This is a genomic window from Enterobacter sp. 241F3, assembly GCF_034106785.1.
GTDB classification, from domain to species: domain Bacteria; phylum Pseudomonadota; class Gammaproteobacteria; order Enterobacterales; family Enterobacteriaceae; genus Enterobacter; species Enterobacter vonholyi.
Map to the genome: position 1 here is coordinate 15,039 of NZ_JAWNDD010000015.1, position 24,442 is coordinate 39,480.

Consider the following 24,442-nt stretch of genomic DNA (forward strand, 5'->3'; position numbering starts at 1 on the left):
GCATGGAATAGTGAAAGCTCTGACGGGTCAGGCGGCAGCGTCAGTCACCTTGTAGAACGTCATCGCCGGTGACTGCAGGTTCAGCACCACACTCACTGTCTCTACCTCGTTAACCGCAGTAGTTGGCGTATCGTCAAAGGACGCCGTGGCCGCCCAGTAACGGTTTTCCTTCGCCTTCGGCACGTACATGTAAGCCGCAACCGTCTCTTCGTCTTCATCCAGTTGGCGCAGCAACGGATATACCGGGAGAGTTGAGTCGTGAGCGATCGAGTAGGTCTGAGAGACTGCGGATTTATAGGTATTCAGGTTTCGCTGGCGGTCGTCGCTCAGGAACTGAATCTGTGTGGTGTTCTGATCGCCACCAGATTTCGACACCTCAGTTATTTGCGGCAGCTCGGTCCATTCAAGCACCTTACGGATCGAACCGGTACCGCCACCAGCGGCATATTTGTTTTTGTTGGTGGTATTGATGTTGCGAAGAGTTACGGCGCTTTCGGCAATCGCATCAATTTTTGCAATGACGTTATCAACACCGGACCAGTTGCAGTTCACATGAACAATATCACCCACCTTGAGTGCATCAGCTTCACTCACGGTGATCACCATGTTTTCGGCGTTTGTCGCCCCGGTGAAAGGAATGGCTGGGCCATAACCCGATGCCAGATAGACGTGAGCGCCGTTAGGCAATGCAAAGCCCATATTGGTTACTCCTTTAGAAACGGGAAAACCGGCAAAGAGCCGGTCAGGTTTAGAAGGTTGTGAGGATTAGCTGGAGATATCGGCTCGGTAATTGAGACTAACGGGAACGGTATAAGAGACAGATGTAGTGATACCGCGGAAAACACCAGGCGTTTGATCTATCCAGCATGTAAAACCCCTGCCTTCAATCTCCTGCCCCTCGGGGAACAATTCAGCCACGCGGTCAGCCAGAGCCACTACATCGGTACGGCCAGTGCCTGCTGGGGCCACAACATTAATCTGGTATACACCTGAATAAATGCGGCAGCGCAATCCAAGGTCTACCGTACGCGGCGTGGCGGGCATGTCATGGACAGCAAGATAGAGCCCATCAGATGGCGGTGTGAAAGGCACGTTTTCCCAGGCAACTGGGATCCCTTCAGCATCAGCCCACTCGCCGAGCCTGGCGGCCAGCGCCGCCGCGATATCGGGAATCATTTAGTCACCTCCCTTACTGCTTCCTCAAAAAATCGCTGAAACTCAGCAGCAGTGATGCGTACCATCCCTCCCGGAGCCTGGGAAGAGTGCCCCATCTCCAGTCGATACGCGTAAGGGACGTTGTTGCAGAAATAAATAGCCTTCATCCCGACTTTGAACAGCGACAGTGTGTAATTGCCGGCGGCTTTTGTCAGATTTCCGGTTTTATCGACACGGCCCGTTTCATCTGTGGTCGGTGCATCAAAAGACACCTGCCAGTTGCCCCGAAACCGTCCACCGGTATATCCGGGTGGCGCTTTGATATCCATCCCATCCACCAGTCGAGCTTTCTTCTTAAGCCGTCCGGTTTTAGTCAGGTTGGCAGGGTCCGATTTTTGCGCTTCGTTATGGTCGTATACCGCCTGATTGTAAGATGCTGCCGTCTGGTTGATGCCCCAGAGTTCCGGGTTGCCGACAGGTGACATCATCACCAGTTGATTAAGGATCCGAATGCCGACTGCGCGTACGACTGCTTCCTGATTCGCTTTGGCTTTGTCCACAAACGCGGTGATGGCAGCCGTGAACGCCTTGTTATCGCTCATGCTATGCCCTCAACTGAGATTTGTAGCAGAGCACCACACCGCCCGGTTTCACCGGATTTGGCTTAACCACGCGATGCCTTACGCCGTCCACGTCGATAAGATCGCCAGTTTTAATTTCCTTCTCAGCTGTGAAGACAATCCGAACATCGCCGTTTTCAATGACGGTTCCATCAATTTCGCCTGACGCGTAATTCGTCTTCACTCCTGTGGCGGTGAACTGGATATCCTCGGAACGATGCTCCACACCACCGATGACGATTAACGTGCCCTTACGTGTGACGTTATATGCAATGCCGTTCTGCTTGAGCATACGAGTCGTTGTCGCCTGCATTCGCTGATAGTTGATGGCCATTACGCGCGCTCCGCGAAAGCATTGATTGCATATCCACGCCCACCAGCCAGGTCGCCGAGAATAGCCATTACCGCCGGGTAAGAAGGTGTAAACGCCTCACCATCGGCAACCGCATAGGTCATGGTAACAGCGCCTTCGACACGTTCGGTTTTAACCGCGGCCTCACGAACGCTTGAAAGTAAATCGCCCTCAATCGTCTCGATAGCCAGCATACATTGTGCGGTGATAACCTGCCGCGGCACTTGGTCGGATGGGAAATCGTGTCCATCCAGAATGACATTTGCGCGTGGCCAGGCCAGCGGCTGTCGAGGGTCTGCTTTGGAACCTACCCAATCAAGCCCTTCCAGGTAGTCCATCGCCTTAATCAGTAACGGTGCGAGCTTTTCAGGCAGCTCAATCCCTCTCAGCGCGGCAAATGACGCCAGTTCATCTTCTCTGGCGTAACTGTTAACGTCAGCGGCGGTGATATCAGTAATAATCATCTGAGCATCCGGTGAATGGGGCTTACGCCCCATCGATTAGCCAGCAGCAGGTGCGGAGAAGGTGATTTCCTCACTCGATTTAGCAATACCATCAACAGTACCAGTGACTGTGAAAGTACCTGCCGTTTCAGAGGTAAGTTTGACCGTCGCCCCACCAGCAGAGCCGGTTTGAGAACTGGCAGTGCTGAGCGTGCCGCCGGTTGAATTCCAGGCAACGGTTTTGCCGGAAACACCTGCGCCGTTTAGCGTGTACTTCAGGGAAATGGTGACCGCATCGGTACTGTCAGCGGTTGCGGAGGTTTTATCCGCTGACAGCGTTACTCCCCCTCTGCGGATCCCAGCTTGATCAAGACACCAGCAGTAGATTTGTTACTGGTGAAGTGCTTCTTCCAGTTACCTGCAGTGCCGATTTTGGTCAGGTCCGGGTTATCACCTTTGGAGGTATCCCAGCTGTAACCCAGTAGGTCGACATTCACCACACCTTCTGCACGGTATCCGATCGCCAGGTTTTCCTGATCGTTGATGTCGTAGGAACGGAACCCCGGAGCCTGAGACTCAGTAACAGTCACCGCCCCGGTCACCAGCCCGAGAATCGCATCCGCGTCCATGGTGTCGGTCACCAGCACAGGTTTACCCAGCGTACCTGGCTGGCCACCGTAGACCACCACGCCTGCTTCTTCGTAGATTTTGTTGGCGATCGCTTCATCCACGATGTCGAAGTAAGTGGCGGAGTGCATAACGAAGAGCACGACACGGTTGAACTTGTCGCCGTACTTACGCAGGCCGCGTGTTAGGGTCTTCTTGCCGTCTGTTTCGATATCGGCGGTGACCACCATATCCGCGTTGGCGCCAATTGCTGCCGTCAGGGCCTTCAAGCCGTATTTCACGTAGCCTTCCAGCGTCGCGTCAGCCACATCAGTGCCGATCACTTCGGAAAACTCGTCTACAGAGCGGCCGCGGCGTTTGAACGCTTCTTCGGTTGTTTCGTATGGACCGTATTTCCACGGCGCTTTGACGGATACGGCTTCACCGGCACCAATCTTCTTACCCGTCACTTTTTCGGTGGAGTTAACATCACGCGATTCGATAGAGCCACCCACCTTGTAGAACGCACGCTTACGGAAATCGCCTTCAATCAGCTCGTTATCCAGCAGGATCGCTCCGTTGGAGGACGCATTGAAAATAGCCAGGTTGTCCTGGCGGCGCTCGAGGAAAGCGGTCTGCGCCAGGTCGTCATAAATAATCAGGTCACTATTAACAGTGGTAGGCATGGGTTAATCCCTTATTTCGGAAGTTTGAGGAAGGCCTGCTGGCCATGCTTGCGGATGTAGTCCGCTTTGTCGCTGGCGCTCATTTCGGAACGTTTCAGGCTGCCACCGCCGTTTGGTTTATGTCCGCCCGCGCCGGTACCTTCTGCGCGTGGAAACAGATGCGGAGCCGTCTCCTTAAGAGACTCCGCCCATTCGAGTGGACTCAGTGGCGTTTTGCCGTCTTTACCGAACAGAACATCGCCATTTGCATCAACTGCTACGGCCTCGCCTTCGTCGTTGAGCTGGAATGTGCCTTTGGCACGCAGAATCAGATCGTCGGATGCTTCCGGCAGCGCGCCAGCTTTTGAGGCTGCAGCACGGATTGCATCCCCCAGAACTCGATCCCGGAATTTGTTGGAGAACGCTTCAGCTTTGTCCGCGCGTTCATTTGCGGCTTTAATCTGCTTATCCACATCAGCACGCATGCGCTCGGTGCGCTTATCGAGCACCTCATCAATTTTTCCGGCGGCGATAAGCTTTGCCTCTTCATCGTCAGAAAAACGCTGGAGAATGCCGCGTACAGCGTCTGGATCGATACCTTCAAAGCGGGACAGGTTTTCTTTCTGCTGTTTAATGGTGCCCAGCAGTTCGCTATTTTTCGTTTTGAGGCCAGTGACTTCGCTGGTCACGCGCTCATCAATCAGCTTCTGGATTTCAGGAGTGATTTCGATACCACCGCCACCGCTGCCCTCTCCGCCGCTTTCTGGTGCATAGAATTTCAGAAGCATGTTTCGAATTAACATATTTTCCCTTCGGGATTTTGCCGGGCCTCGCCCATAAAAAAGCCCCGGCGGATGCCAGGGCGTGAAGTAAGAAATGGTTGTTAGTTGTCAGTGCCAGATAACTGCTTTAGACGTTCCAGGGAAATCCATTCGCCTTTGTCAGTGAACATATCAGCCAGGTCGATTTCACCCGCACGGAACAAACGGCCACGCTCGGCACCCAGAACCTGATCTTGCCGTTGAGCTGGCTGACGCTCGAGCCATTCAAGATACGTGGTTTTAGCTGGCACCTGGCCATCCATGCTGGCACGAGTGCCCTCGTCCATCTCATCAATATCAATGCCGAGTTCGCGCCAGGACTTGAGAATCAGGGTTTCAGTAGAACGGCAGCAGAAATGAATCTTCCCGGGACCCTGTAAATAAGGCACCTTATGCCCGACCGGTTTGTTATCCAATGTATAACGCAGCAGGTCACGAATAATGCAGTCGTGGCTGGTTTTATTGTCCAGCGTAGACAGCCACTGTTTGCCTTTCACGATATCGCTGTTGGCACTGGTGAAGCTGTTGCGTGCTGTGGCAGCCAGATGATTTATGGCTGTTTTAGCGATGCTGGCGGCATTTGCCCTGCTCATCTGCAGCGCGCCGTCGCGATAGTCTTTGTTGGCGTGGCCACGAACATTGCGGGCTATAGTTTCTACCGTGTCGCCGGCAAGATAACCCCTGCGGACGGCGTTCACGATGCGCGCCAGCCTGTCCGATTCCAGATTATCTGCCCACTCACTCAGCAGCCTCCCCTGAAAGGGCTTCGCCATCGCCGCGGCATACACCATATCGGCTGTAATGCCCTGCAGCGGATAGTGAGACAGGACCTGTGATGGCAGAAGGGAATCGAACAGGCTCAGCTGATAACTGGCTTCGTTCTTTGCCAGCGCCACCAGCTCACTCTCGAGCCCTGCCTGCATGGACGCTACGGCTTGATGGTTAAGTTCGCGCACGCTGCCCAGTAAACTCTCCAGACGGTTAACGGTGAAGCTCTCCGGCGGCAATCTGTCCAGCGCATCTAGTAGCCGTGCCGAAAGATCCGCGTCCGTTTCGTTAAGCAACTTCACCATCCGGTTTGCCACACCGGTGGCGTAGCGACTTAACCAGACGGAATGTGCGATCGACTCATCGCGCAGGCTTTCGTTAATGGTGGCCATATCAGCCTCCCGTCAACGTTGGTGCCTGATTGCGAAGCACATCAATAACCTCGTCCGGACTGTCGGCCGGGTCAATGAGGTCAAGCTTTTGCAATGCGCGAATCATATCGCTATCGCGCAGCGCACCGGACTGCCAGGCGTTGACGATTGCCGTCACCATGCCCGACTCGGCAACCTTCGCGATGAATTCCTGGTTGATGGTGTAACTCGTCGTTTCGCCCTTGATGCCGAGGTATTTCGCACACCAGCTAAGCGCCAACGTGTAGGCCTCAGAAACGTTCGAAACGCAGATACCGAGCACAGACGTTGAGGATGTTTGCTCACCGCTCGCCTGGGTAGCAGTCTTCGCCGTGGCGTTCTGCTCAATCAATCGGGCGCCAAGCTGCACCATGTAATCGCGTTTGCTGTCCATGGCCTCTTTAGCCAGCATGTTCGGCTGCGCCTGGGCATAACCAAACGAGCCCTCCTTAGGAAGCAAAAGCGGTGATCGGGAACCAATTTTAACGCCCTTCTTCTCGAGGTGATCACGCCAGTTGGTATCAAGCCCTGTCATGTACGGCTGCACCTGACCACAAAACCACACGCTGTCCTCATAGTCAGCACTGTTACGGTAATGACCGTGGTTTATCTCCACCAGCGCAGCCAGCGGTGAATCATCAATGGTAGGATCGTTGTTCTGGGCCCCGACGAATGTGAACGGGATTTCGTCCCAGTAGTCCTTTCCTTTAGGCTTAGGGTGGTATTCACTGTCAACGGTGTAGGTTCCGCTTGCAGTGCCACCAGCCCGGCGCCATACCCGGCAGATGAACCGGCCTTCTTCCAGCGCCAGTTCGCGGTACTGGATTTCATCCTTATAAGCGTAACCATCCGGCTCTTCTACGCATTCACGCAGTACCACCAGCACCAGCTGATCGCGCCCGTTAATTCGCTTTGTTCGCCAGTTGATAATGTTCTCTGCCGGATAGCGGAGGATGATCGCCTCATCGGAGGCTTCTGCGTAATCGACATAAAGCCCCTCTCGCGCAACTTCCAGCACGTTCTCGGCCACCAGTTGCGACTGCTGATAAATACTGGTGCCGGCACCGTCAGCATTGTCCAACAGGTAATTGAGCTTTTCAGGGCCGTTAAACGTGGGATCCTTGCGATACGCCATCCCAAGCATGCCGATTTTCGTATTACCGGCAATGGCATAGAACACCGCGCGGCTCAGATAGTCCTCATTGCGCTTGCGATTGCGAGTGGATTTATCAGTTGGGTCGAGATAAGGCAGGTACTTATTACCCGCTGCCTTTACGGCCTCAGCGCCTTTGCAAAAGTCCCTGTATTTCCGCCAGGCAGCAGAAGCCGCCCGATGTTCTGGTCGAACCCAGGTGATGTCGTCGTTTGCCATATCAGAAAGTGGTGTCCATGGTGATTGAGTATGCCGGTTTCACGATCGGGTAATCCTTCACGATGAAGTACCCACCAGCATCATTGGGGTGATCGTTATCTGCTGATTTGTCCGGTTCGCCATTTGCCGCCCAGATTTGCTGCTCAAGGCTCTCGGTATAAACCGGGCAGTTCTGGACGTTCACCAGATAGCGGCGCTCGCCGTTGGCGTTACAGAACATAGCATTCATCGAGTTGATGCGGTCTTTAACCGGCGGGTTGGCATCATCTACAATGACGCTGAATCCGGCATCGTTGAGCTGAGCAATATCGGTCTTGCTGGCGTTCTGGGATTTGCGTGAGTCCCCTGATGCATCCGGATAGATGTAAATCTCCCGGTTTTTAACGTAGCGACCATCCTCGTAGCGCCAGAACTCTTCCTGAATGCGCTTAATCATCGCCGGCGTGTCGTAGACCTTCACCAGCTCGCGAACCGCGCGCGGCAGGCCGTTACGCTTAACGTGAACAATCGCGGCCATTTTCCCAACGTTGAAGTCCATACCGATAAACAGCGGATCCCCGTCCTGAATCTCGTCAGAACAGTTATTCAGTTTGCGGTTGAAGGTGTGGTAAATGGTCCCACTGTTAAGGTTGGTGAACTTCCCTCGCAGGTATGCCTGAATCAGTTCGTCTGGGTAAGAACTCAGCAGCGATGGGATGTAATCAGGCGGTAGATTCTTCGCATTGTCGAACGTGCTGGCCTGAATCAGTCCGTATAGAGCCGCAAGCTCTGGCTTTTCACGTACCGCCTTCACGAACTGCTGGTAGACGAACTTGAACCCTTCCGGCGTGGTCGTGACGTCAATACCGTTACGCAGACCATCAACCTTGTAACGCATACGAGCAATGATTTTTCGCCACGCCTGCTGTGCTTTGGCCGCTGCCATGACATCCAACTCATCCACCATCGCGTTACCGATTTTAAAGCCGACTATCGAGCCGGGCTTCTCCATAGAGCGGCAGATGGTTGTCCCGCGGTACCGTCGCCCCTCGTAGAAGTGAACCTCTTTGTTCCCTTCGTTGATTTTGACGGTCAACCCCCAGTCAAAGGCCACCTCCTCTATCGTCGGGTAGAAGATGTCACGAATTTGCGGGTACGTCGGCGCGAAATAACCCTGGTTGATTTTAGGATGCTCCCACATCCCCTTACAGATGCCGCCACAACCCACCCACGTCTTACCGGAACCGAACCCGGCGACATAGGCTTTGAATTTGTGCTGCATCGCGAGAAAGCGCGCCTGAGGAATGTTAAGTGTCGGGCTGATCCCCATCATCTGCCCTCGCGTCCACTACGTTGATATTGATCTGCACTGGGGTTGGTTCATCGTCCTCACCATCACCGGTCAGCTCTTTACGGAGTTTTTCCACCTCCAGCTGCCGACGTTCGATTTCGATCTGCTGCAGGCGCTGCGCGAACTCGCTATCGGCCAGGCCAAGGCGCTTCATAACAGCTTCGAACATCCGTTCGCGGCTGATTGCGGTTATTTCGACGCCGTTTTTGCCAACCTTCACGCCGGAGTAAGCGAGCCGAGAAGCTGCCGGGAGTTTGCGTGTATCAGGGAAATAAGGCTGGCCAATGCCATCACCATTGCAGCGTGGGCATTCAGGATTGGGCTCTCGGGTGTGGTCGTAACCGTAACCGCCGGAATCTTCAGGTTCACGTCTTTCACGTTCAACAGCCTCGAGCCTCTTCTCTTCGAACTCAACTGCATCGCGCCACTGGTAATGATGACCGAAGCCCCAGCAGTAACGACACGCGCCGCGGCGGTATTGTGAGAGTTCGTTTGCATCGAAGGTGGCGAGCTGCCACATCTGAGCGAGGACTTCGTCGGCACTGCCAAGCGTGCGCACAATGGACGCTTTTTGCTGCTGCGCAATGGCCTGCGCAACGTTAGGATTCGCTATGAGCTGACGACCGTAGTTTGGGTCACTATAACCAGCACGCGCCGCGGCGGCCGTGGCGTTATTGTCCTTCAGATATTCAGCAATAAAGCGCTTTACCTTCGCGCTTAGCTTTATGTCCACCAGCTCTTCTGCGCTTTTATCTTTCTGCGCAGTGCGCACTATCTTTCGCGGGTAAATTTTTGTATTTTGCGCAGCAGTTTTCTTGATATAGCGGCGAGCAGTTACATAATTAAGATTATGCGCCTCGCACCATTCCTTAGGGGATATGCCAGTAGCAGCGTGATCAGACAGGAACCGCTTCTGCAGCTCGCCCCAGTCCGGCTTAGCCATTGTTACCTCTAAACTGAATGAACTTTAGACGTCACTCACAGCTTCAGTATTTGAAGCAATGAAGTATTTTTCTCAAAGAAATCTTGAAAAGAGGATTTAAGTTTATGAAATATGTATAACTACGATGACGTACATAAAATCAAGGCCAATCTCGAGTGGATAGTGCATCAAGCCTCTGCCCGGTCTCATTTGCGCACTGAGCATGATCAATTAGTGATTTCCGATCTAATGGAACTCATCCAGACATATGAAACTCTTCTTGACCTCGTAAGCAAATTTGGTGCTTCTGTCTTAAATTCGGAAATCATAGCGGGTCTATCAATCACAGAGGAATTCATCGCTAAAGTTAAGCGAAACGAGGGTGCGATGTGAGCGACCAACACACTGAGTGGCGATTGATTTGTGTTTTGAAGCTTCAAACTGGTGGATTACAGTTTGAAGCTTGGGTTATTTAATTGCCGTACAGTCGATTGAAAAGCGCATTTTTCATCGCATTAGAATCAATCGGATCCACGTTTAACCAGGTCAATGTCTCACGATTCTTTTCTGCATTGAAATCAGAAAACACACCATGAATATCACCGCTATCAGGTGAGTAGAGAACAACAATATTCTGTTCTGGACAACTGTGTGGTTTACACCCTGACAGCGCAATATACTTTTTGCCCGCAACTGTTACTTCGGTTGATGGCGTGCTCGTGCCACCACTTTTTACCCATGCAGGTAATTTGTTTTTACTAATCAGCTGGGAGTAGCTTTTAGACGTGCTTTTTGCACTGGCGAAATCAGAAAGATACTGCCCCTCGTCGGCAAGAGCACTGAAAGATACAAAAGCCATAGCAGCGATAAACAATTTACCTTTCATATTAATCCTCATTCCATAAAGACATCACAACTCTATACCTTAGCGGCTACTATGTCAGCCCTACAGTTAGCTAGAGGATTCCATATTACTGCCTATCCCAAGTGATTAACTCAGAATCATCCTAATAGCTACCGCTTATGCTTGTTGATTACGGACTGCTTGCCAGACTATTCAAGACTCTGATGAGGAGTTTGCCAACTCCAGGGAAACATCCATAAAAAGAGCAAGTGAAACTGAGACTCTGGTAGCCCTCCATGTGAGGGCATTTTTTTACATTGCTGCGCTTCGCTTGTTAAATATCGAGTCTTTTCTACATTTTAAAGGTGCTTTGCTATGTCAGGTAAAGCCGTCGTTCAGAAATACCCGTGTGCTCAAGGATGAGCCATCCCTAGTTTTTCCTTTCCAGCTCTATCTGCCTTATACCAGCCAGTTTATTGTTGCCCTTCTCAATCACTGCCAGCAGCGGCTTAATCCAGAGCACGGCCTGGCAGTATGTTATTGAGCCGGCGGCAGCGGTACTATCATCGGCTGCGTCAGGTCTGTTGGTATCGGTACGCAAGGCGCTGGCACGTAAACGGTGCGCGTATTCGAGCAACCCACCAGCAATGTCAGCAGGAATAAGCAGATCACAGGTTTTTTCACGGCGGAGAATCTCCCGGTATTCGATTACGGTTTCTTCGGTGTTGGTGTCGATTAGGGAATTCAGCCTGTTGGTTTGTTCCGCCACCTTATTGAACCGATTGAAGTTGAATGCTTGGGTGGCGATTATCTGCTCCTGAAGAGCATTGTCACTGCGAAGAACCTCATTATCACTCTGCAGGACGTTGGCATCTGAGCAACTTTTAACGAGTGCGACTGAGAGACCAGCAATAACCACAACCGCGATTGGTAAAAGATTAAAGTTCACTGGTCTATCCCCCAGCACGCCAAAGCACTTTCCTGGTCTCGCCGTTCTACCTGACCGTAGCAGCCGTTCTTCCGGCCTTTAGTCAGGCGGCAGTCGCGGCCAGCGTCTCTAATCCACCAGCGAATTGCCTCGCATGCCCCGGGGCGGTCACCGGCATTGATGCGCTTATAGAACGTTGACGGGAAGCACTTACCCGGCCCGATGTTGTACGGACAGAAAGATGCGATTCCAGCTTTCTGCGGTTCGGTAAGCGGTACCGAAATATTGCGGTCAACCCATGCCAGAGCCTTATTGCGTTCGATAGCATTCACCAGATTGCATTTCGTCTGTGTCAATTTCATGCCCTGCACAACCGGTTTACCATCAACCATCGTTGCGCCGCGGCAAATAGTCCAAATACCACCACCATCTTTGTAGGCCGTGAGGCTGTTACCCTCTTTCTCATTCAGAAACTGATCGAGAATTACGGATGCAGGAGCACCAGCCAATACCAGCCCCAGAACTGCAGTACTCAGCTTTGCTCTGGATCCCATCACTCACCTTCCTTTTGTAATGCCTCAACGACCACGCTTGCAGCAGCAGGACGCTCGTGAAGGGGTTTATCACCAACGCCTTTCAGGTAGTCATTGACCATTTTTGTTCGAATCTCATCCTCTCTACGCCTACGGTTTGCATCCACTCGCCCGTTAATGTAGGAGGCAAGCGAGATAAGCAGACCAGCAGCGCCAAAGAACATGAACACCAGATCCTGAGTGGTAAATCCAATTGCTGACGCCAGAGCTGCTACCCACGCGAAAAACTGCGTGAAGATGTTCCCTGAATCATTCATTTTCATGGTCTCTCACCTCGCTTTGTGCGGGTGCTATTGCAAGAAATAAAAAAGGCCGCCAAACGGCAGCCTTGTGAGGGTTAAAACCTGCTGGAGCTTCCTTCTTCTGAGGAATGCAAAAAATTAAATAATCCTTAAGAAGAACTATTTAAAGCTTTAAAACAATTAACTATTCACATAGTTTTTAAATGTTATCATTTGCGTTAAGTTAAAAACTTATCCTCATAGGGATATAAGAGATACAAGCGGGTAGCACTGGCATTATTAATGCGGAGAAGATTGATGTCGTTCTCCGCACTTTTTAGTGCACTGAGCTAGCTATCAAATATCTACCTGCCACCACATTAGTACCAGACACATGCTCAGACATTTACCCCCCTCTTGCTCTGACTCCTCCATTCAGAAAATTTGAGTGGATAGATAAAAAAAGCCCGCTCTTTTGAAGCGGGCCAATCAGTTGACTATTTGTAAGGTAGGTGTGAGTGAAACCAATGACTCAGTAGTGAAGCTGTATCGGCTGATTCACATAAGGTTCAGGAGAACCAACGAGCATTCAGTAACTTCTCACGACTTAAAGCGTAGCAGTAGTTTTCCAAGTCATAAAAAAAGGCCTGCGTTTTATGGCAGGCTCTCAAGGAATTTGAAACTTGTGTTGTTGTTTTCATGGTGCCGGGTGCCTCCCGGTGACTCTACCCCAGTCAGCAAAGACGCGCGCATACCTGCAGATAGCAGTTGACTGGAACGCCCTTTCGCTTAGAAAGGATTCACCACGTGAATAAATTACGATTAATTCATTCACCCGGTCAATACTGTTCACCATTCACAAAAAAAAGCCTGCTCGGACAAGCAGGCATAAATAGCTAGTTGGCAATAACTGAGGGAGTGGTGCCGGGTGCCTCCCGGTGGAAATGACCACAGCATTCATTTCCGCGCGCTGGTTGGACACTCTGGAGAAATGTCCTGCTGAACCGCCCCTCCGCTTAGGGGGATCCACCACAAAAACGCTTTCAGAAACATCCATTCCGCAGGATGCTTATGAAGCATATGTGCAGTATGGAGAATCTGCCACGTAATCAGGTGAATATATTCATTTAAATGGTACAGGCAGAGGGCCTTCAATCACCTCGGCCTCTCCGTTGTCGCAGATGTCGTCACCCTGTGTCAGGTGCCAAATGCCATTACAAGTTAGTCCCGTCTCAAGGTCTTCTGTAACACCATTGCTAAAGTAAGCAACCTGAATCCTGCCGTTGTGCTGTATCCAGTAGAAGCCTTCTTCCATTTTCCCTCCTGCGTGATTGGGAAAATTATAGGTGACCGCGGGCTTGTGCGGTTTTAGAAATTCTTAAATCTCTATTAAGCAAAAAGCCCCACGGGTTAACCGCAGGGCTTTAAACGAAGGCAATAACCCATCGTTAGAGCAAAATTACCACAGATCCGGGAAAAGTAAATAGCTCACGATAAAATAACGTCCTATTTTGTTATCTGCTTAAGCTGCGCATCAGCCCATGCTTCTTCGATGTCAAACTTGGTGATTAGATGATCGTAAAATGGCTTAACAGACTTCTTCCAGGTATCGAGGCTGATTGCATCAGTTATCTGGCACACCGCAGCGTAAGCCTCAGTTGAGGGGATACGCTCATATCCACGTCCGCCGCAGCGCTTACAGTCGGCAATAACCGGCACGCCCTGCTTTTCAGTGAGGTCTTGATTCACTGCTTTACCGCGCCCGTGGCAGTCTTTGCAGGCGCAACTGACCACTTTTTTCCCCTTGCAGGTCGAGCAAAGTACCTTAGCGACTTCTTTCACCTGGCGCTTAACCTCGAAATCACTCGGAGATTGCTTAAGGTCTTTTGCACACTGTGGAAGCTTCATGGTGTAGTGCGATTTCATCGTGAAAACATCAGCCTCAATGAATCCTTGACCCGAGCAGCAATCACACTGTTTCACGCTGGCGGCGCTGCGGGAATAGTCTTCGAAAGCGAAGCTGGCCAACTGATGCATTACCAGTGGTTTAATCTCTGCATTAAGCTTCCGTAATGCCGCAACCCGATCGCACTTAGTCAGCGCATACTGAGCCAGCAACTCAATCGCCCTCTCCCGGTCATTGTTGCTGATCCCCATCTTCCCGAGAAAAGCGCTGTATCCCATGGCGGCCCGTTCCTGCGTCATGCCCATAGCAGCCATGATATCCGTTCCGGTTAATGCATCTGATGCCGTTGTCCGGGGAGAGTCGCTAATCATTGTCGATTTGGCGAAGTGATATTTGAGAGTATTTTCAAGATTCATGCGGTCTCCAGCTCGGTAATGGTGAGTTCTAATTTTCCGCCCTTAACGACAGGCATTTTCACAACGCGATAGTCGACAACCTGGCAGTCATCCAGCCAGAATCCCGCCTTGGTTAAAGCGTCAAAAGCTGCCTTCTGCAGGTTATCCAGATCACGGCGCCGACGGTCAGGCATGTGACATTCAATTCGGATTTTGAGTGGTGCAGCCGTTCGGATATTAAGCCGGGCGCTTAGAATGACACTGGCGACCGCATAGCGATACGCGACACCATCAGCGCTAATGTGAGTGCGCCCGCGGTTGTGCCTGTAATACCGGTTGTTGCTCGGTGGCCAGGGCAAAGTGAATTGATATGTCTTCACGCTCACCCCCACATCCGGTTTCGCCAGCGTCTATCCGGGCGCGCTGGTGTATTTGAGGTCGGAAGGAATGCACTGACAGTCCAGGTCACGTAATCCTGGTTTAGGCTGCGCTCAACTCGAACACCGCGCGCTTTGTAACGCTTAACCAGTTCGTCGGCCTGTTCGGTGCTGCAATCGGTGTGGTGGAACCAGGTCTTATTCATTCCATCACCCCGCAAAGCCAAGCAGCTGCGCGGCGACGTTTTCGGCCTCGTCACGGCTGCGGAATGAACGGGACAGGACCCAGCGCCAGAGGACATCGAGCGCAGCTTTATAGAGCTGCTGAAACTCGAGTTCATCCATGTTGGCAAACGAGATGCTTCGAGGATGTTTTTTGAGTGTTCCGTCTGGCAGTTGAATGGCATCAAAGTGCCCTGCCTCAACGATTACCCATGAGCGGTAAGCATCGAAGGATTTGCATAGGCTAATGCCATTTGTGACGCGCCGATAAGCAACCTGTTCCAGATACTGCTCAGCAGCATCGATTAGCGCGCCCTCATTCCCGCCATAAGAAGCCAGGAATTTTGCGTAACCGGTGATCAGCTTCCGCTCGTTACTTGAGATGGCCCCGCCGGTTGGTTCCCAGTATTCAAAACCGAGATTGAGAAGCGCGAAAAAGCGCCGATGGAACGCCGGGTTACGTACCCGCCTGAACTCGGCAACAAGAACATCGCCGAGCCGGGTTTTGGATTGCAGGATATCGCTGGTCTCGGGTGTGGCCGGGATCAGTATTCCTGAGTGGTGTTTGATAAGTTGTAATTCTAGCGCCATGGTTCTCTCCGTGGCGCATCAGGTATAGGGTGTTCAGGCCTATGAAAGAATAATATCAGACGGAGGTGTAATTCGGTACCCAAGCCGTTTTGCAAATTGCATAAACCCGTTGAGAGTGAATATTTCTTCCTCTTCGAGTAACGGTCTTAATGAAACTATTCCATTTACTCGATAAACCAGATATCTCCCTTCCGCCGGGAAGCTATAGATAACTGCTTTATCGGCCCTTCTGACCACGTCGTACCATTGATCATCTGCATTAAAGGCATCTGCACTACACACTATTTCCCCCAGAGCGACTAATTGACGCGGTAAACAGTAATCGGGAACAGCCAGGGGAACGCAAACAGCGATACTCTTTGAAACTGCTCCAGTGAAATTCACGCGATTAATAAAACCACTCGTCCGCGCTTTCCCAGGTCTCCTGCACGATATGTTCGACCTCTTTCTTGTCGCCCCCGAAAACAGTCAGCCCATCATTGCTGGCACGCCTGATCGTTAGCTGACAATCATCAAACTGCTTACTGAGTCTTTTGAGCAGTTCTGACTCGAGCGCAGGTATAGCTCCCTCAGGAAGTTTCTTCATGCGATCAATGGTTAACTCAATTTTCATTTTTCCCTCCGCAATGAATTACTGTATGTATATACAGCATATTTATAAACGTATCTCTCGGTTTTTGCAACGCTTTAACAGCTCACTAATCACAAGGATGATGAAACAGCCAGGCAAACTACTGGCGGCTTCTTAGCGCGGACATAATGGAGTCCTAAAGTTCTAGTGGATGGGATTTCGGGGCGAAAATCAGGTGGATTTGTGGCTCTTCTGCGGTTCGGGGTATTCGCCCTCAGCAGGAAGAGCCGTTTGAGTTTCATCTGTTAACGCAAAGCGCAAAAGGCGACTGCAGGTTTCCTATCAGCCAGCCATTACTTGTAGGCTCTATCTTAAGCTGGCGAACGGTACCTTCAGGAACGTAAAAGAAGCTGCTTTTGAAACTTTCATCATCAGCAGTATCGCGTGGATTTTTAACGTAGCGTGTATCGGTCAGTGAAATCTCACCCGGCCTGTTCATCTCATAGCTAAAGAGAATTGTACGTGAGATGACATTAACACCTTTGTCCGACTGGATATTACCCGACAGTACAGCCTGACCATCGTGGTTTTTATCCAAACGGAAAACAAACTCCAGCGTAGCGATGAAATCAGGTTCATGGTGGTTATAACGTACTATTGTTGAACAGTTTACATTTAACGCACTCTGTTTTTGATGCATGTGAACATAGAACCACACCGATAACGCGAGGATGAAGATTAAAATTACGGCCAGCATCCCTGTTTTTTTATTAATTGCGTTCATAACCACTCCAGTAGTTATTGAGGCAGGAAATGTATTTATCATTTCTGGCTGTACATCGACTAATAAAAGCTCGACCTTTGTTGCCGTAAAGATATGACTCAGAAACCTGGTACAAAAATGATGTTCCCTCAAGACAGTTAATACCACTCCCCTTTGCTAACTCGATGAACAAGTCTTTTTTTTGTTCAGAAAGCGATGCGGAGTTTCTTTGTACAGTGTATACAGGGCACGAACCATAGTTAAAGAGAAAATAAGTCTTCAATTCTCTTACCTGAGTCAAATCTTTTGATGGAACCCTAAACCCTAACGTAATCAAGATCCCGCTTATTAAAACGACAGCCAATACCAGAGCGATAGGTAATTTTCTGTATTTAACTCGCATCGGAGAGCGTTGTTTTACTATTTGAGCGTCATTGTGTTCATCTTCCAATCGAGACTCATCATCAATAGTGGGCTGAGTCAGCACCCTTACCTCGACATCACTATTAAACATAAAACCAACGCGAGGCACCGTAGTAATACACTCCTCGACAATCCCAAACTGTACGAACTGCTTTCTCAGTTCGGAGATGTATTTGTTTAGCGTGTGACTAGAAGAACGAAGACCATGAGCATCCCAGACGCTATCCAGAAGTTCATTTCGCGTCAGAACCTGACCATGCTTTTCCAGAAGACATGCAAGAAGTCTGTTCATTGTCAGGGTCAGAATGACAGTAGAGCCTTCGTCTCCGGATGGCCATATAGCACCATCTTCCGATCGATAGAAAACCCTATTATCAATCACGAAAACCATCTCTGACTCCTTATCCATGATGGTAATTGAATGGTTTCTCTCGTTTCTCCAACTTACGGAAACCCATCAGCTTCTTTGTTTCATCCTAGCACAGCCAGGCGCAGCAGCCTTTTTTGTAGTCACATTGCTTGTAAATGGATGCATGATTGGAACAATGATTTGTAATTTAACAAATCCACGATACATATACCTGCATTACATTTTTGGTTGATAGGATTATTCGCAGAAGTGAATGAGCAGGTTCTTAATCTCCAGAAGCAGTCATACGCCCTACCTCCATTCACAGTCCCGGGAACGAAGAGACAGCTCGGGTAGCGAATCCAGTAGATTAGGAGCGACATTATGATAAGCACCAAATTGCTCATTAAGGCAGAACATTTCTTCATCAAAGCCCGTACATTGATTAGAGAAACAATCTTATCAGCGGAACTGACCGACGCTGAATTTGTTCCCTTCATCCAGCCGGTATGTAAGGGCGATGAGGTTATAGGCGGAGAGGTATTACTCAGAGTTCTCAAAGATGGGATTTACCAATCTCCCGAAAAATACCTTTCTGCAATGGAATCATGCGAGGTGATTAATCATGTTACTTGTAGCCTGATGTCTGATGTTAAAACATTTTTTGAAGGCTATGAAGGAACTCTACCTGATGACTTTTATCTCTCTTTCAACATCTGTGCCAGACAGTTGAACTCTTCACGAGTTATTGATGCAGTTAAGGACTTTAAGAAAGTATTCGACGGACGCATTGCTGTCACGCTGGAAATTGTCGAACGCGGAACAATGAACCTGGACGACTTTGCACTCGAGGCTATGCAGCAACTTACTGAGTCAGGTGTGCGATTTGCGATTGATGATTTCGGCAGCGGGAGTTCATGCCTTAAATATATTGAACATGCAGGTTTCTCAACAATCAAGATTGATAAATGTCTCACAATTGCCAGCAATGGATCATTAATCTATTCCGCGGTGATTGATTCAATTATCACTCTCGCAGAGCGGCTGCAAATTCATGTCATTGCTGAAGGTATAGAAAATAAAGAACAACTATCGCTTTTGAAAGACAAAGGGGTGGATATTTTTCAGGGTTATCTATTTTCAAAACCTGTAAGCATGCACGAGTTTTGCACGCACATATAACCCTTTTCAAAACATAAACACAGAAATTCGCAACCTGCCATGGAAAGCATTACTTAAATAACAGTAGTGCACTCGACCCATTTGTTACAGATTTAAAATTACCACCGAGGACAAATTATATATGTCAGCTAACTTCCCAAACCCTCCAGAGCTTCCGTCATGCTCAGGGCCGGACGGAATTCTTTATGATTTTAACTATGGAGCGCGCGTTTTGCTTCCGGAAGGAAAATGGCACGTCATCTTAATGGATGATGACAGCGGTAATATTCTTTTCAGCTGTGATTCAGAAGGCGGGTGGGTCACCAGTAATAAAAAATATTACGTCCGCTTCCGCATTCAGATATTCCACCAGGGGTCGGCGAGCCCGGTCCTGGATGAAACGCTGGATATGAAGGACAAGCCCGTCGTCATCTTTTTCCCAACGGGTACGCTGGGCGACATGCTTGGGTGGTTCCATTATGCAGAGCGTTTTCGCCAGCTGCACCGCTGTCAGCTTGAGTGCGTTATGGGGCAGGAAATCATTGAACTGCTCAGCGCGCAATATCCCGAGATCACTTTCTCCACAAAGGACAATCTGCAGACGGTAAATCCCTACGCATCCTGGTATGTAGGCCTTTTCTTTAAGGGAGACACCACTCATCAGCCCATCGACTTCAGGAAAGTCGGCTTCCACCGTAATGCCGGCTACATCCTGGGGGTCGATCCGCGGGAGTGCCCTCCCCGCCTGAAGCTGGATGCAGAGCGAAAAATTGCGGAGCCGTACGTCTGCATCGGCGTGCAGTCCACTAATCAGGCCAAGTACTGGAACAACGGCCATGGCTGGGCAGAGGTGGTAGCCCACCTTAAGTCTCTAGGATACCGGGTGCTGTGCATTGACCGCCATGCACATTACGGCCAAGGCTTCGTCTGGAACCACATCCCCCAAGGTGCCGAAGACTTCACAGGCGATATTCCGCTCCAGGAGCGTGTGGACCTGTTAAGGCATGCGAGCTTCTTTATCGGACTTGGCAGCGGGCTGTCATGGCTAGCTTGGGCGTCCGGTATCCCTGTGGTGTTAATCAGCGGATTCAGTCTCCCCAACAGCGAATTTTACACCCCCTGGCGGGTGTTCAGCAGCCATGGCTGTAACGGCTGCTGGGATGACACGTCCGTCGATTTTGACCACGTGGATTTTTTGTGGTGCCCGCATCACAAGAACACCCCCCGACAGTACGAGTGCACGAGTCTGATAACCGGTCGGCAGGTTATCGGAATGGTGGACCGCCTGCATTCAAGATTAGTTGATAAATAAAGGACGTAAATATGAACAAGATATATACCACAGTCTGGTGTGAGTCGCGCCAGCAGTGGGTTGTTACCTCTGAGCTGACAACCGGCTCTGGTCGCCCGAAACTGGCACCAAGGAAAAGCGCTCTAGCGCTTCTGTTGGGAGCAATATTTCTCCCCTCAGGGCCAGTAATGGCCGTGGATTATTCAGGCTCGATGTTAGACGGGAGCACGGGACCGCAGCATATCTATTCAGGGGACATAGCCAACTCGACTACCATTAACAGCGGTGGTATCCAGCACATCTCCAATGGCGGCATAGTCACCTCTACCACTATTAACGGCCATGGTAACCAGCACATATACAGTGGAGGTTCAGCCTCAGATACTACTATCGGAGGTGGATGGGCCTACCAACACGTATCTAATGGAGGCACGGCCAACTCGACTACCATTAACAGCGGTGGTACCCAGAGAATTAACAGTGGAGGCTCAGCCACAGATACTACCATCAATGGTGGTTCTCAGTTCGTTTCCGGAGACGCCTCAGCCACCTTAACCACCATTAACACAGGAAACCAATACATCCTTAGCGGGGGCTCGGCCACCTCTACCACCATTAGCGACTGGGGCTTTCAGAACATCGACAGTGGTGGTTCAGCCACCTTGACCACCCTTAGCAACATGGGTACCCAGAAAATCAACAGTGGTGGCGTGGCCACGGACACGACCATTAACAGTGGAGGTTTACAATATGTCTCCGGCGGAGGCACGGCCATCTCTAGTGTCATTAACACTAGAGGTGATCAGAACATTCTTAGTGGCGGTATGGCTACTGACACCACAATTAATGGCGGCAGACAGAGTGTTTCCAGTGGCGGTTCGGCCATCTCCACTACCGTAAACAGTGGCAGTCAGAGCGTTTTCAGTGGCGGCTCGGCCACTTCCACTACCATAAACAGTGGCGGTAGTCAGACCCTTTTCAATGGCACTGCCACCTCCACAACGGTAAATGGTGGTGTACAACATATCGCTAGTGGCAGCACGGTCAATGTTACTATTCTCAACAGCAGAGGTGCTCAGTACATCTCAAGTGGTGGCATAGCTACTGACTCCACCATCAATAGTGGTGGCACGCAGCACGTCGCTGGTACAGCTACTTCCACTACCATTAACAGCGGTGGTTTTCAGTACGTCTCCAGTGGTGGGCTCGTCACCTCTACTGACATTAGTGGTGGCAGGCAGCACGTCTCCAGTGGTGGTTCAGCCACTTCTACAACCATCAACAGCGGTGGTGAACAATACATCTCCAGTAGTGGTTCAGCCACTTCTACAACCATCAACAGCGGTGGTGGACAATACGTCTCCAGTGGCGGCACTGCGACAAGCACCACCATCATTGGTGGTGCTCAGTTCATCACTGGCGGTACAGCAACGTCTACTACCATTGACAGCACTGGTTTTCAGTTTGTATCCAGTGGCAGTACAGCAGACTCCACTACCATCAATGGTGGCGGGCAGTACGTTTACAGTGGCGGCGTTGTCACTTTTACCACCATCAGTGGTTCGACGGCCAGGCAGGAAATCAATGATGGTGGTATTGCCCATAACACTACCATCACAGGCGGTACTCAGTTTATCTTCAGTGGCGGTAAGGCAACAAGCAACGTGCTCAACAGTGACGGTCATCAATTACTGAATGGTGGTAAGGCCACAACCACTACAATCAACCAGAACGCTCGACAGAAGATAGGCAGTGGCGGGACTGCCACTGACACCACAATCAATGGTGGTTACCAAGAAGTCATCAATGGAGGTAATGCCACAGACACTAAAATCAACACTGGCAAGCAGAGCGTCTTCAGTGGTGGTACAGCGGCCTCCACTATCATCAATGGTGGCGAGCAGTACGTTTTCAGTGGCGGCATGGTCAATGACACCACAATAAAAAGTGGAAGCCAGCACGTCCGAAGTGGTGGCTCAGCGACCTCTACGACCATCAACGGCGGTTTTCAGATAGTCAGTAGTGGCAGCACAACCACCGGTACTACCATAAACGGTGGCCAATCTTGGCTGATGACCGGAGCGCTGGCCAACGGTAAGACCAGTGTGAGCGCCGGAGGTGAACTGCTGATGAACGCCGGCTCTCTCGCAATGGACGTTAACATTCAGGGAGGCACCCTCTCAGTTAACGACCTTCCTAATGTAACATCCGGCCCGGACACGGCTCAGGTCGGTAAGCTCATCATGGACGGCGGTAACGTCAACTTCCTGCGCAACAGCGATGGTGAATTTGCGAAGCTAACGATTACAGAGCTGAATGGCACCGGAAACTTCCTCCTGAACACATCTCTCGCCGATCGTAAAGCCAACTTCGTCACTATCGAACAGGGCACTGGTAATTTTGGTATTGCCGTGGCTGACTCCGGAAAAGAGATATCAGATCACACTGATTTGACGCTGAACCTCATCCATGAGAAAGGCGGTGACATTGATTTTGAAATGGTCACGGCTTCAGGGCGAAGCACCAGAGTCGTTGACGGCGGGACGTACATGTACACCCTGTACAGCCAGCAGAATAAGGACGGCCTCAATGGAGGTAACGTCTGGTATCTCGGCGCAATGGACGGCGGCGGTGAGAACCCTGGCGGTGAAAACCCGGGCGGTGGTGACAACGGCAACGCAGGAGGTAACGGAAATGGCGGTAAGAAGCCAATGACCACCCCTGCAACTGATGCCATTCTGGCCATGTCCAATGCAGGTCTGAACGTCGTCCATTCCGAGCTGGATGGCCTGCGCACATATCGCGCGAGTCTGGATAAAACCGGACCAGAAAGCAACGTATGGGGACACTACCTCGGCAGTAAAAGTGACATTGATACAAGCAATGGCGCAGCCTATAAGTTGAGCCAGAACGGACTTGAGATCGGTGCTGATACCCGTACTGACTTTGACCGAGGCAGCCTCGTCACTGGCGCATTCATGTCCTTTAGCGACAACAAAGTGAAACATGCCCGCGGCGGCACTAGCAAAATCGACAGCTACGGTCTCGGCCTGTATGCAACCTGGTACGATGCAAGTGGGTTCTACGCTGACGGTGTTGTCAAAGGTAATCGTCTTAACAACAAACTGAGAGCAGTTATGACTAACGGAGGTAGAACCGGCGGTGACTGGAAACAGTATGCGCTCAGTACTGCCATTGAAGGTGGTTATCAGTTCGATCTCAAAGATGACATAAGCATCACTCCTTATGCTCGCCTGGCGTTTGTTCAGATGACCAGTGAGGAGGTGAAACTCAACAACGGCATGAAAGGTAATACGGGTTCCCCGCGTTCTGTCACGGGTGAAGCCGGTGCGAAGATTGCCGGGAAGTTCAATATTGGCTCAACTGAGTTTAAACCTTATCTGTCAGCTGCGGTGCTGCAGGAGTTTGCTAACTCCAATGAGGTCACGATCAATGATCGCAATCGCTTTGATAACAACGTCAAAGGCACATCAGGCAAGTACAGTCTGGGCGCTTCAGCCAACGTTGGCAAAGACGTAATCTTGTACGGTGAGGCTAATTATCGTCAGGGCAGCCATATCGAAACACCGATTCAGGGTGTGGCAGGTATCCGTATCGGATTCTGATGTTACCAGAGGGGCCTTAGGGCCCCTTTTCACTTTGTTCTGAGATGTTCAGGTTTTTTTATGCCTCACATGATTTTGACGAAAGATGTATTTTTGAATAAAGCGTTGTCTGTCATTCTCAAGCAAGCGTCCCCCAGCAGAAAGGTTTGCATCGTAGATATTGAATCATTTAGAAGCTTAGGTGCTATTTACAACCTTCTGAAAAGGAAGAGACTGACGGAAAAACACCAGGTGATCTTCATAGGTGGCAAGGATGTCAGTTCAAGGGTTCTAGAGCCACTAGTGACAATCTACAGGAAGTCGTGCTTTATCGAGTTTCGAAAGCAACTCACTAGCGGGCGGATGCATTCTCCTGAGAATGCCTTGAACCACATCGCACGCTGCAGAAATCTCGGCATGCTTTCAGACCAGGAGAAAAAGACAATTTTTGCCCTACTGCATACGGACGATACTAGTGCTGCAGCAAGAAAAATTTACCTATCACCCAAAACTATCTATACGTACACCAATAATATAGGACACAAACTTAATCTAAATTCGATACTTCAAGTTAGACAATTTATTCATGCTGAATTTGAATTAAGCTTAGAATGAAAATCCAGGTCATTGAATCGCCACGGATAATCTAGACACTTCTGAGCCGTTGATAATATAGGTTTTCATATTCAGCCGGTGGCATCTGCTCGCTCGAACCATGCCGACGCTTACTGTTATAAA

At 50.4% G+C, this 24,442-nt stretch carries 28 protein-coding genes; 4 read left to right on the forward strand and 24 right to left on the reverse strand.

The genetic code is table 11. The features are described 5' to 3' along the window. Positions 1 to 27: 27 nt before the first annotated feature. The 24 genes from UR504_RS21130 to UR504_RS21240 form a co-directional block, all read right to left on the reverse strand. Positions 28 to 699, reverse strand: a complete 672-nt coding sequence (locus tag UR504_RS21130; protein WP_101744536.1) for a phage tail protein — start codon at positions 697 to 699, stop codon at positions 28 to 30. Positions 700 to 765: 66 nt separating this feature from the next. Continuing rightward, entirely contained in the window at positions 766 to 1,176 is a 411-nt protein-coding gene (locus UR504_RS21135; RefSeq protein ID WP_275018981.1) for a DUF4128 domain-containing protein, read from the reverse strand. Then, positions 1,173 to 1,757 (reverse strand): hypothetical protein, encoded by a 585-nt coding sequence (locus tag UR504_RS21140; RefSeq protein WP_320740120.1) that lies wholly within the window; start codon positions 1,755 to 1,757, stop codon positions 1,173 to 1,175. The genes UR504_RS21135 and UR504_RS21140 overlap by 4 nt, the downstream gene beginning before the upstream one ends. 1 nt (position 1,758) lies before the next feature. Beyond that, a complete protein-coding gene (locus UR504_RS21145) occupies positions 1,759 to 2,109 on the reverse strand; it encodes a hypothetical protein (protein ID WP_320740121.1) in 351 nt (116 codons plus the stop codon). Beyond that, positions 2,109 to 2,591 (reverse strand): DnaT-like ssDNA-binding protein, encoded by a 483-nt coding sequence (locus UR504_RS21150; RefSeq protein ID WP_320740122.1) that lies wholly within the window; start codon positions 2,589 to 2,591, stop codon positions 2,109 to 2,111. The genes UR504_RS21145 and UR504_RS21150 overlap by 1 nt, the downstream gene beginning before the upstream one ends. Positions 2,592 to 2,627: 36 nt before the next feature. Further along, positions 2,628 to 2,957, reverse strand: a complete 330-nt coding sequence (locus UR504_RS21595; RefSeq protein WP_414464940.1) for an Ig-like domain-containing protein — start codon at positions 2,955 to 2,957, stop codon at positions 2,628 to 2,630. After that, positions 2,909 to 3,862, reverse strand: coding sequence for a major capsid protein (locus UR504_RS21155; RefSeq protein WP_320740123.1), 954 nt, complete (start codon positions 3,860 to 3,862; stop codon positions 2,909 to 2,911). The genes UR504_RS21595 and UR504_RS21155 overlap by 49 nt, the downstream gene beginning before the upstream one ends. 11 nt (positions 3,863 to 3,873) lie before the next feature. Further along, a complete protein-coding gene (locus UR504_RS21160) occupies positions 3,874 to 4,644 on the reverse strand; it encodes a hypothetical protein (protein ID WP_182384503.1) in 771 nt (256 codons plus the stop codon). A gap of 80 nt (positions 4,645 to 4,724) precedes the next feature. Next, positions 4,725 to 5,822: a phage minor head protein gene (locus tag UR504_RS21165; RefSeq protein WP_320740124.1), complete on the reverse strand. Its 1,098-nt coding sequence runs from the start codon at positions 5,820 to 5,822 to the stop codon at positions 4,725 to 4,727. A gap of 1 nt (position 5,823) precedes the next feature. Continuing rightward, a complete protein-coding gene (locus UR504_RS21170) occupies positions 5,824 to 7,212 on the reverse strand; it encodes a DUF4055 domain-containing protein (RefSeq protein ID WP_047647970.1) in 1,389 nt (462 codons plus the stop codon). A 1-nt stretch (position 7,213) separates the two neighbouring features. Beyond that, positions 7,214 to 8,521 (reverse strand): terminase large subunit domain-containing protein, encoded by a 1,308-nt coding sequence (locus tag UR504_RS21175; protein WP_251109212.1) that lies wholly within the window; start codon positions 8,519 to 8,521, stop codon positions 7,214 to 7,216. Then, entirely contained in the window at positions 8,499 to 9,485 is a 987-nt protein-coding gene (locus UR504_RS21180; protein WP_320740126.1) for a terminase small subunit, read from the reverse strand. The genes UR504_RS21175 and UR504_RS21180 overlap by 23 nt, the downstream gene beginning before the upstream one ends. A 451-nt stretch (positions 9,486 to 9,936) precedes the next feature. Next, complete coding sequence (locus tag UR504_RS21185; protein WP_320740128.1) at positions 9,937 to 10,350, reverse strand: Ivy family c-type lysozyme inhibitor; 414 nt, start codon at positions 10,348 to 10,350, stop codon at positions 9,937 to 9,939. A 388-nt stretch (positions 10,351 to 10,738) separates the two neighbouring features. Then, positions 10,739 to 11,257 (reverse strand): hypothetical protein, encoded by a 519-nt coding sequence (locus tag UR504_RS21190; RefSeq protein ID WP_320740130.1) that lies wholly within the window; start codon positions 11,255 to 11,257, stop codon positions 10,739 to 10,741. Then, positions 11,254 to 11,790, reverse strand: coding sequence for a lysozyme (locus UR504_RS21195; protein ID WP_320740148.1), 537 nt, complete (start codon positions 11,788 to 11,790; stop codon positions 11,254 to 11,256). Before UR504_RS21195 ends, UR504_RS21190 begins: the two co-directional genes overlap by 4 nt. Beyond that, positions 11,790 to 12,092 carry a hypothetical protein gene (locus UR504_RS21200; RefSeq protein ID WP_048223534.1) on the reverse strand — a complete coding sequence of 101 codons (303 nt, stop codon included), beginning with the start codon at positions 12,090 to 12,092 and terminating at the stop codon, positions 11,790 to 11,792. Before UR504_RS21200 ends, UR504_RS21195 begins: the two co-directional genes overlap by 1 nt. Before the next feature lie 1,081 nt (positions 12,093 to 13,173). Continuing rightward, positions 13,174 to 13,365, reverse strand: a complete 192-nt coding sequence (locus tag UR504_RS21205) for a hypothetical protein (RefSeq protein WP_126328676.1) — start codon at positions 13,363 to 13,365, stop codon at positions 13,174 to 13,176. A gap of 191 nt (positions 13,366 to 13,556) precedes the next feature. Next, positions 13,557 to 14,372: an antitermination protein gene (locus UR504_RS21210; protein WP_320740131.1), complete on the reverse strand. Its 816-nt coding sequence runs from the start codon at positions 14,370 to 14,372 to the stop codon at positions 13,557 to 13,559. Beyond that, complete coding sequence (gene rusA / locus UR504_RS21215; protein ID WP_320740133.1) at positions 14,369 to 14,731, reverse strand: crossover junction endodeoxyribonuclease RusA; 363 nt, start codon at positions 14,729 to 14,731, stop codon at positions 14,369 to 14,371. The genes UR504_RS21210 and rusA overlap by 4 nt, the downstream gene beginning before the upstream one ends. A 2-nt stretch (positions 14,732 to 14,733) precedes the next feature. Next, positions 14,734 to 14,934, reverse strand: coding sequence for a hypothetical protein (locus UR504_RS21220; protein ID WP_320740135.1), 201 nt, complete (start codon positions 14,932 to 14,934; stop codon positions 14,734 to 14,736). A 4-nt stretch (positions 14,935 to 14,938) separates the two neighbouring features. Beyond that, positions 14,939 to 15,541: a DUF1367 family protein gene (locus tag UR504_RS21225; protein ID WP_025913039.1), complete on the reverse strand. Its 603-nt coding sequence runs from the start codon at positions 15,539 to 15,541 to the stop codon at positions 14,939 to 14,941. Positions 15,542 to 15,929: 388 nt separating this feature from the next. Beyond that, complete coding sequence (locus tag UR504_RS21230; protein ID WP_320740136.1) at positions 15,930 to 16,154, reverse strand: DinI family protein; 225 nt, start codon at positions 16,152 to 16,154, stop codon at positions 15,930 to 15,932. Between the two features lie 256 nt (positions 16,155 to 16,410). Then, a complete protein-coding gene (locus tag UR504_RS21235) occupies positions 16,411 to 16,896 on the reverse strand; it encodes a hypothetical protein (RefSeq protein ID WP_320740137.1) in 486 nt (161 codons plus the stop codon). Further along, complete coding sequence (locus tag UR504_RS21240) at positions 16,883 to 17,689, reverse strand: helix-turn-helix domain-containing protein (protein ID WP_320740138.1); 807 nt, start codon at positions 17,687 to 17,689, stop codon at positions 16,883 to 16,885. Before UR504_RS21240 ends, UR504_RS21235 begins: the two co-directional genes overlap by 14 nt. 342 nt (positions 17,690 to 18,031) lie before the next feature. On the opposite strand from UR504_RS21240, the gene UR504_RS21245 reads away from it, so the two are divergent. The 4 genes from UR504_RS21245 (at position 18,032) to UR504_RS21260 (ending at position 24,319) form a co-directional block, all read left to right on the forward strand. Further along, positions 18,032 to 18,829 (forward strand): EAL domain-containing protein, encoded by a 798-nt coding sequence (locus UR504_RS21245; RefSeq protein ID WP_320740140.1) that lies wholly within the window; start codon positions 18,032 to 18,034, stop codon positions 18,827 to 18,829. 121 nt (positions 18,830 to 18,950) lie between these two features. Next, entirely contained in the window at positions 18,951 to 20,120 is a 1,170-nt protein-coding gene (locus tag UR504_RS21250) for an autotransporter strand-loop-strand O-heptosyltransferase (RefSeq protein ID WP_320740142.1), read from the forward strand. Between the two features lie 11 nt (positions 20,121 to 20,131). Continuing rightward, the gene (locus UR504_RS21255) at positions 20,132 to 23,725 is read left to right on the forward strand and encodes an autotransporter outer membrane beta-barrel domain-containing protein (protein WP_320740143.1); all 3,594 of its coding nucleotides are present in this window, start codon (positions 20,132 to 20,134) and stop codon (positions 23,723 to 23,725) included. Between the two features lie 60 nt (positions 23,726 to 23,785). Continuing rightward, entirely contained in the window at positions 23,786 to 24,319 is a 534-nt protein-coding gene (locus UR504_RS21260; protein WP_320740145.1) for a hypothetical protein, read from the forward strand. The last annotated feature ends 123 nt before the right edge of the window (positions 24,320 to 24,442 follow it).

Bases quoted from the DNA above. Each gene is read 5' to 3' on its own strand.
- UR504_RS21130 (WP_101744536.1), bottom strand. From the start codon at position 699: ATGGGCTTTGCATTGCCTAACGGCGCTCACGTCTATCTGGCATCGGGT.
- UR504_RS21135 (WP_275018981.1), bottom strand. From the start codon at position 1,176: ATGATTCCCGATATCGCGGCGGCGCTGGCCGCCAGGCTCGGCGAGTGG.
- UR504_RS21140 (WP_320740120.1), bottom strand. From the start codon at position 1,757: ATGAGCGATAACAAGGCGTTCACGGCTGCCATCACCGCGTTTGTGGAC.
- UR504_RS21145 (WP_320740121.1), bottom strand. From the start codon at position 2,109: ATGGCCATCAACTATCAGCGAATGCAGGCGACAACGACTCGTATGCTC.
- UR504_RS21150 (WP_320740122.1), bottom strand. From the start codon at position 2,591: ATGATTATTACTGATATCACCGCCGCTGACGTTAACAGTTACGCCAGA.
- UR504_RS21155 (WP_320740123.1), bottom strand. From the start codon at position 3,862: ATGCCTACCACTGTTAATAGTGACCTGATTATTTATGACGACCTGGCG.
- UR504_RS21160 (WP_182384503.1), bottom strand. From the start codon at position 4,644: ATGTTAATTCGAAACATGCTTCTGAAATTCTATGCACCAGAAAGCGGC.
- UR504_RS21165 (WP_320740124.1), bottom strand. From the start codon at position 5,822: ATGGCCACCATTAACGAAAGCCTGCGCGATGAGTCGATCGCACATTCC.
- UR504_RS21170 (WP_047647970.1), bottom strand. From the start codon at position 7,212: ATGGCAAACGACGACATCACCTGGGTTCGACCAGAACATCGGGCGGCT.
- UR504_RS21175 (WP_251109212.1), bottom strand. From the start codon at position 8,521: ATGGGGATCAGCCCGACACTTAACATTCCTCAGGCGCGCTTTCTCGCG.
- UR504_RS21180 (WP_320740126.1), bottom strand. From the start codon at position 9,485: ATGGCTAAGCCGGACTGGGGCGAGCTGCAGAAGCGGTTCCTGTCTGAT.
- UR504_RS21185 (WP_320740128.1), bottom strand. From the start codon at position 10,350: ATGAAAGGTAAATTGTTTATCGCTGCTATGGCTTTTGTATCTTTCAGT.
- UR504_RS21195 (WP_320740148.1), bottom strand. From the start codon at position 11,790: ATGGGATCCAGAGCAAAGCTGAGTACTGCAGTTCTGGGGCTGGTATTG.
- UR504_RS21200 (WP_048223534.1), bottom strand. From the start codon at position 12,092: ATGAAAATGAATGATTCAGGGAACATCTTCACGCAGTTTTTCGCGTGG.
- UR504_RS21205 (WP_126328676.1), bottom strand. From the start codon at position 13,365: ATGGAAGAAGGCTTCTACTGGATACAGCACAACGGCAGGATTCAGGTT.
- UR504_RS21210 (WP_320740131.1), bottom strand. From the start codon at position 14,372: ATGAATCTTGAAAATACTCTCAAATATCACTTCGCCAAATCGACAATG.
- UR504_RS21220 (WP_320740135.1), bottom strand. From the start codon at position 14,934: ATGAATAAGACCTGGTTCCACCACACCGATTGCAGCACCGAACAGGCC.
- UR504_RS21225 (WP_025913039.1), bottom strand. From the start codon at position 15,541: ATGGCGCTAGAATTACAACTTATCAAACACCACTCAGGAATACTGATC.
- UR504_RS21230 (WP_320740136.1), bottom strand. From the start codon at position 16,154: ATGAAAATTGAGTTAACCATTGATCGCATGAAGAAACTTCCTGAGGGA.
- UR504_RS21235 (WP_320740137.1), bottom strand. From the start codon at position 16,896: ATGAACGCAATTAATAAAAAAACAGGGATGCTGGCCGTAATTTTAATC.
- UR504_RS21240 (WP_320740138.1), bottom strand. From the start codon at position 17,689: ATGGTTTTCGTGATTGATAATAGGGTTTTCTATCGATCGGAAGATGGT.
- UR504_RS21245 (WP_320740140.1), top strand. From the start codon at position 18,032: ATGATAAGCACCAAATTGCTCATTAAGGCAGAACATTTCTTCATCAAA.
- UR504_RS21250 (WP_320740142.1), top strand. From the start codon at position 18,951: ATGTCAGCTAACTTCCCAAACCCTCCAGAGCTTCCGTCATGCTCAGGG.
- UR504_RS21255 (WP_320740143.1), top strand. From the start codon at position 20,132: ATGAACAAGATATATACCACAGTCTGGTGTGAGTCGCGCCAGCAGTGG.
- UR504_RS21260 (WP_320740145.1), top strand. From the start codon at position 23,786: ATGCCTCACATGATTTTGACGAAAGATGTATTTTTGAATAAAGCGTTG.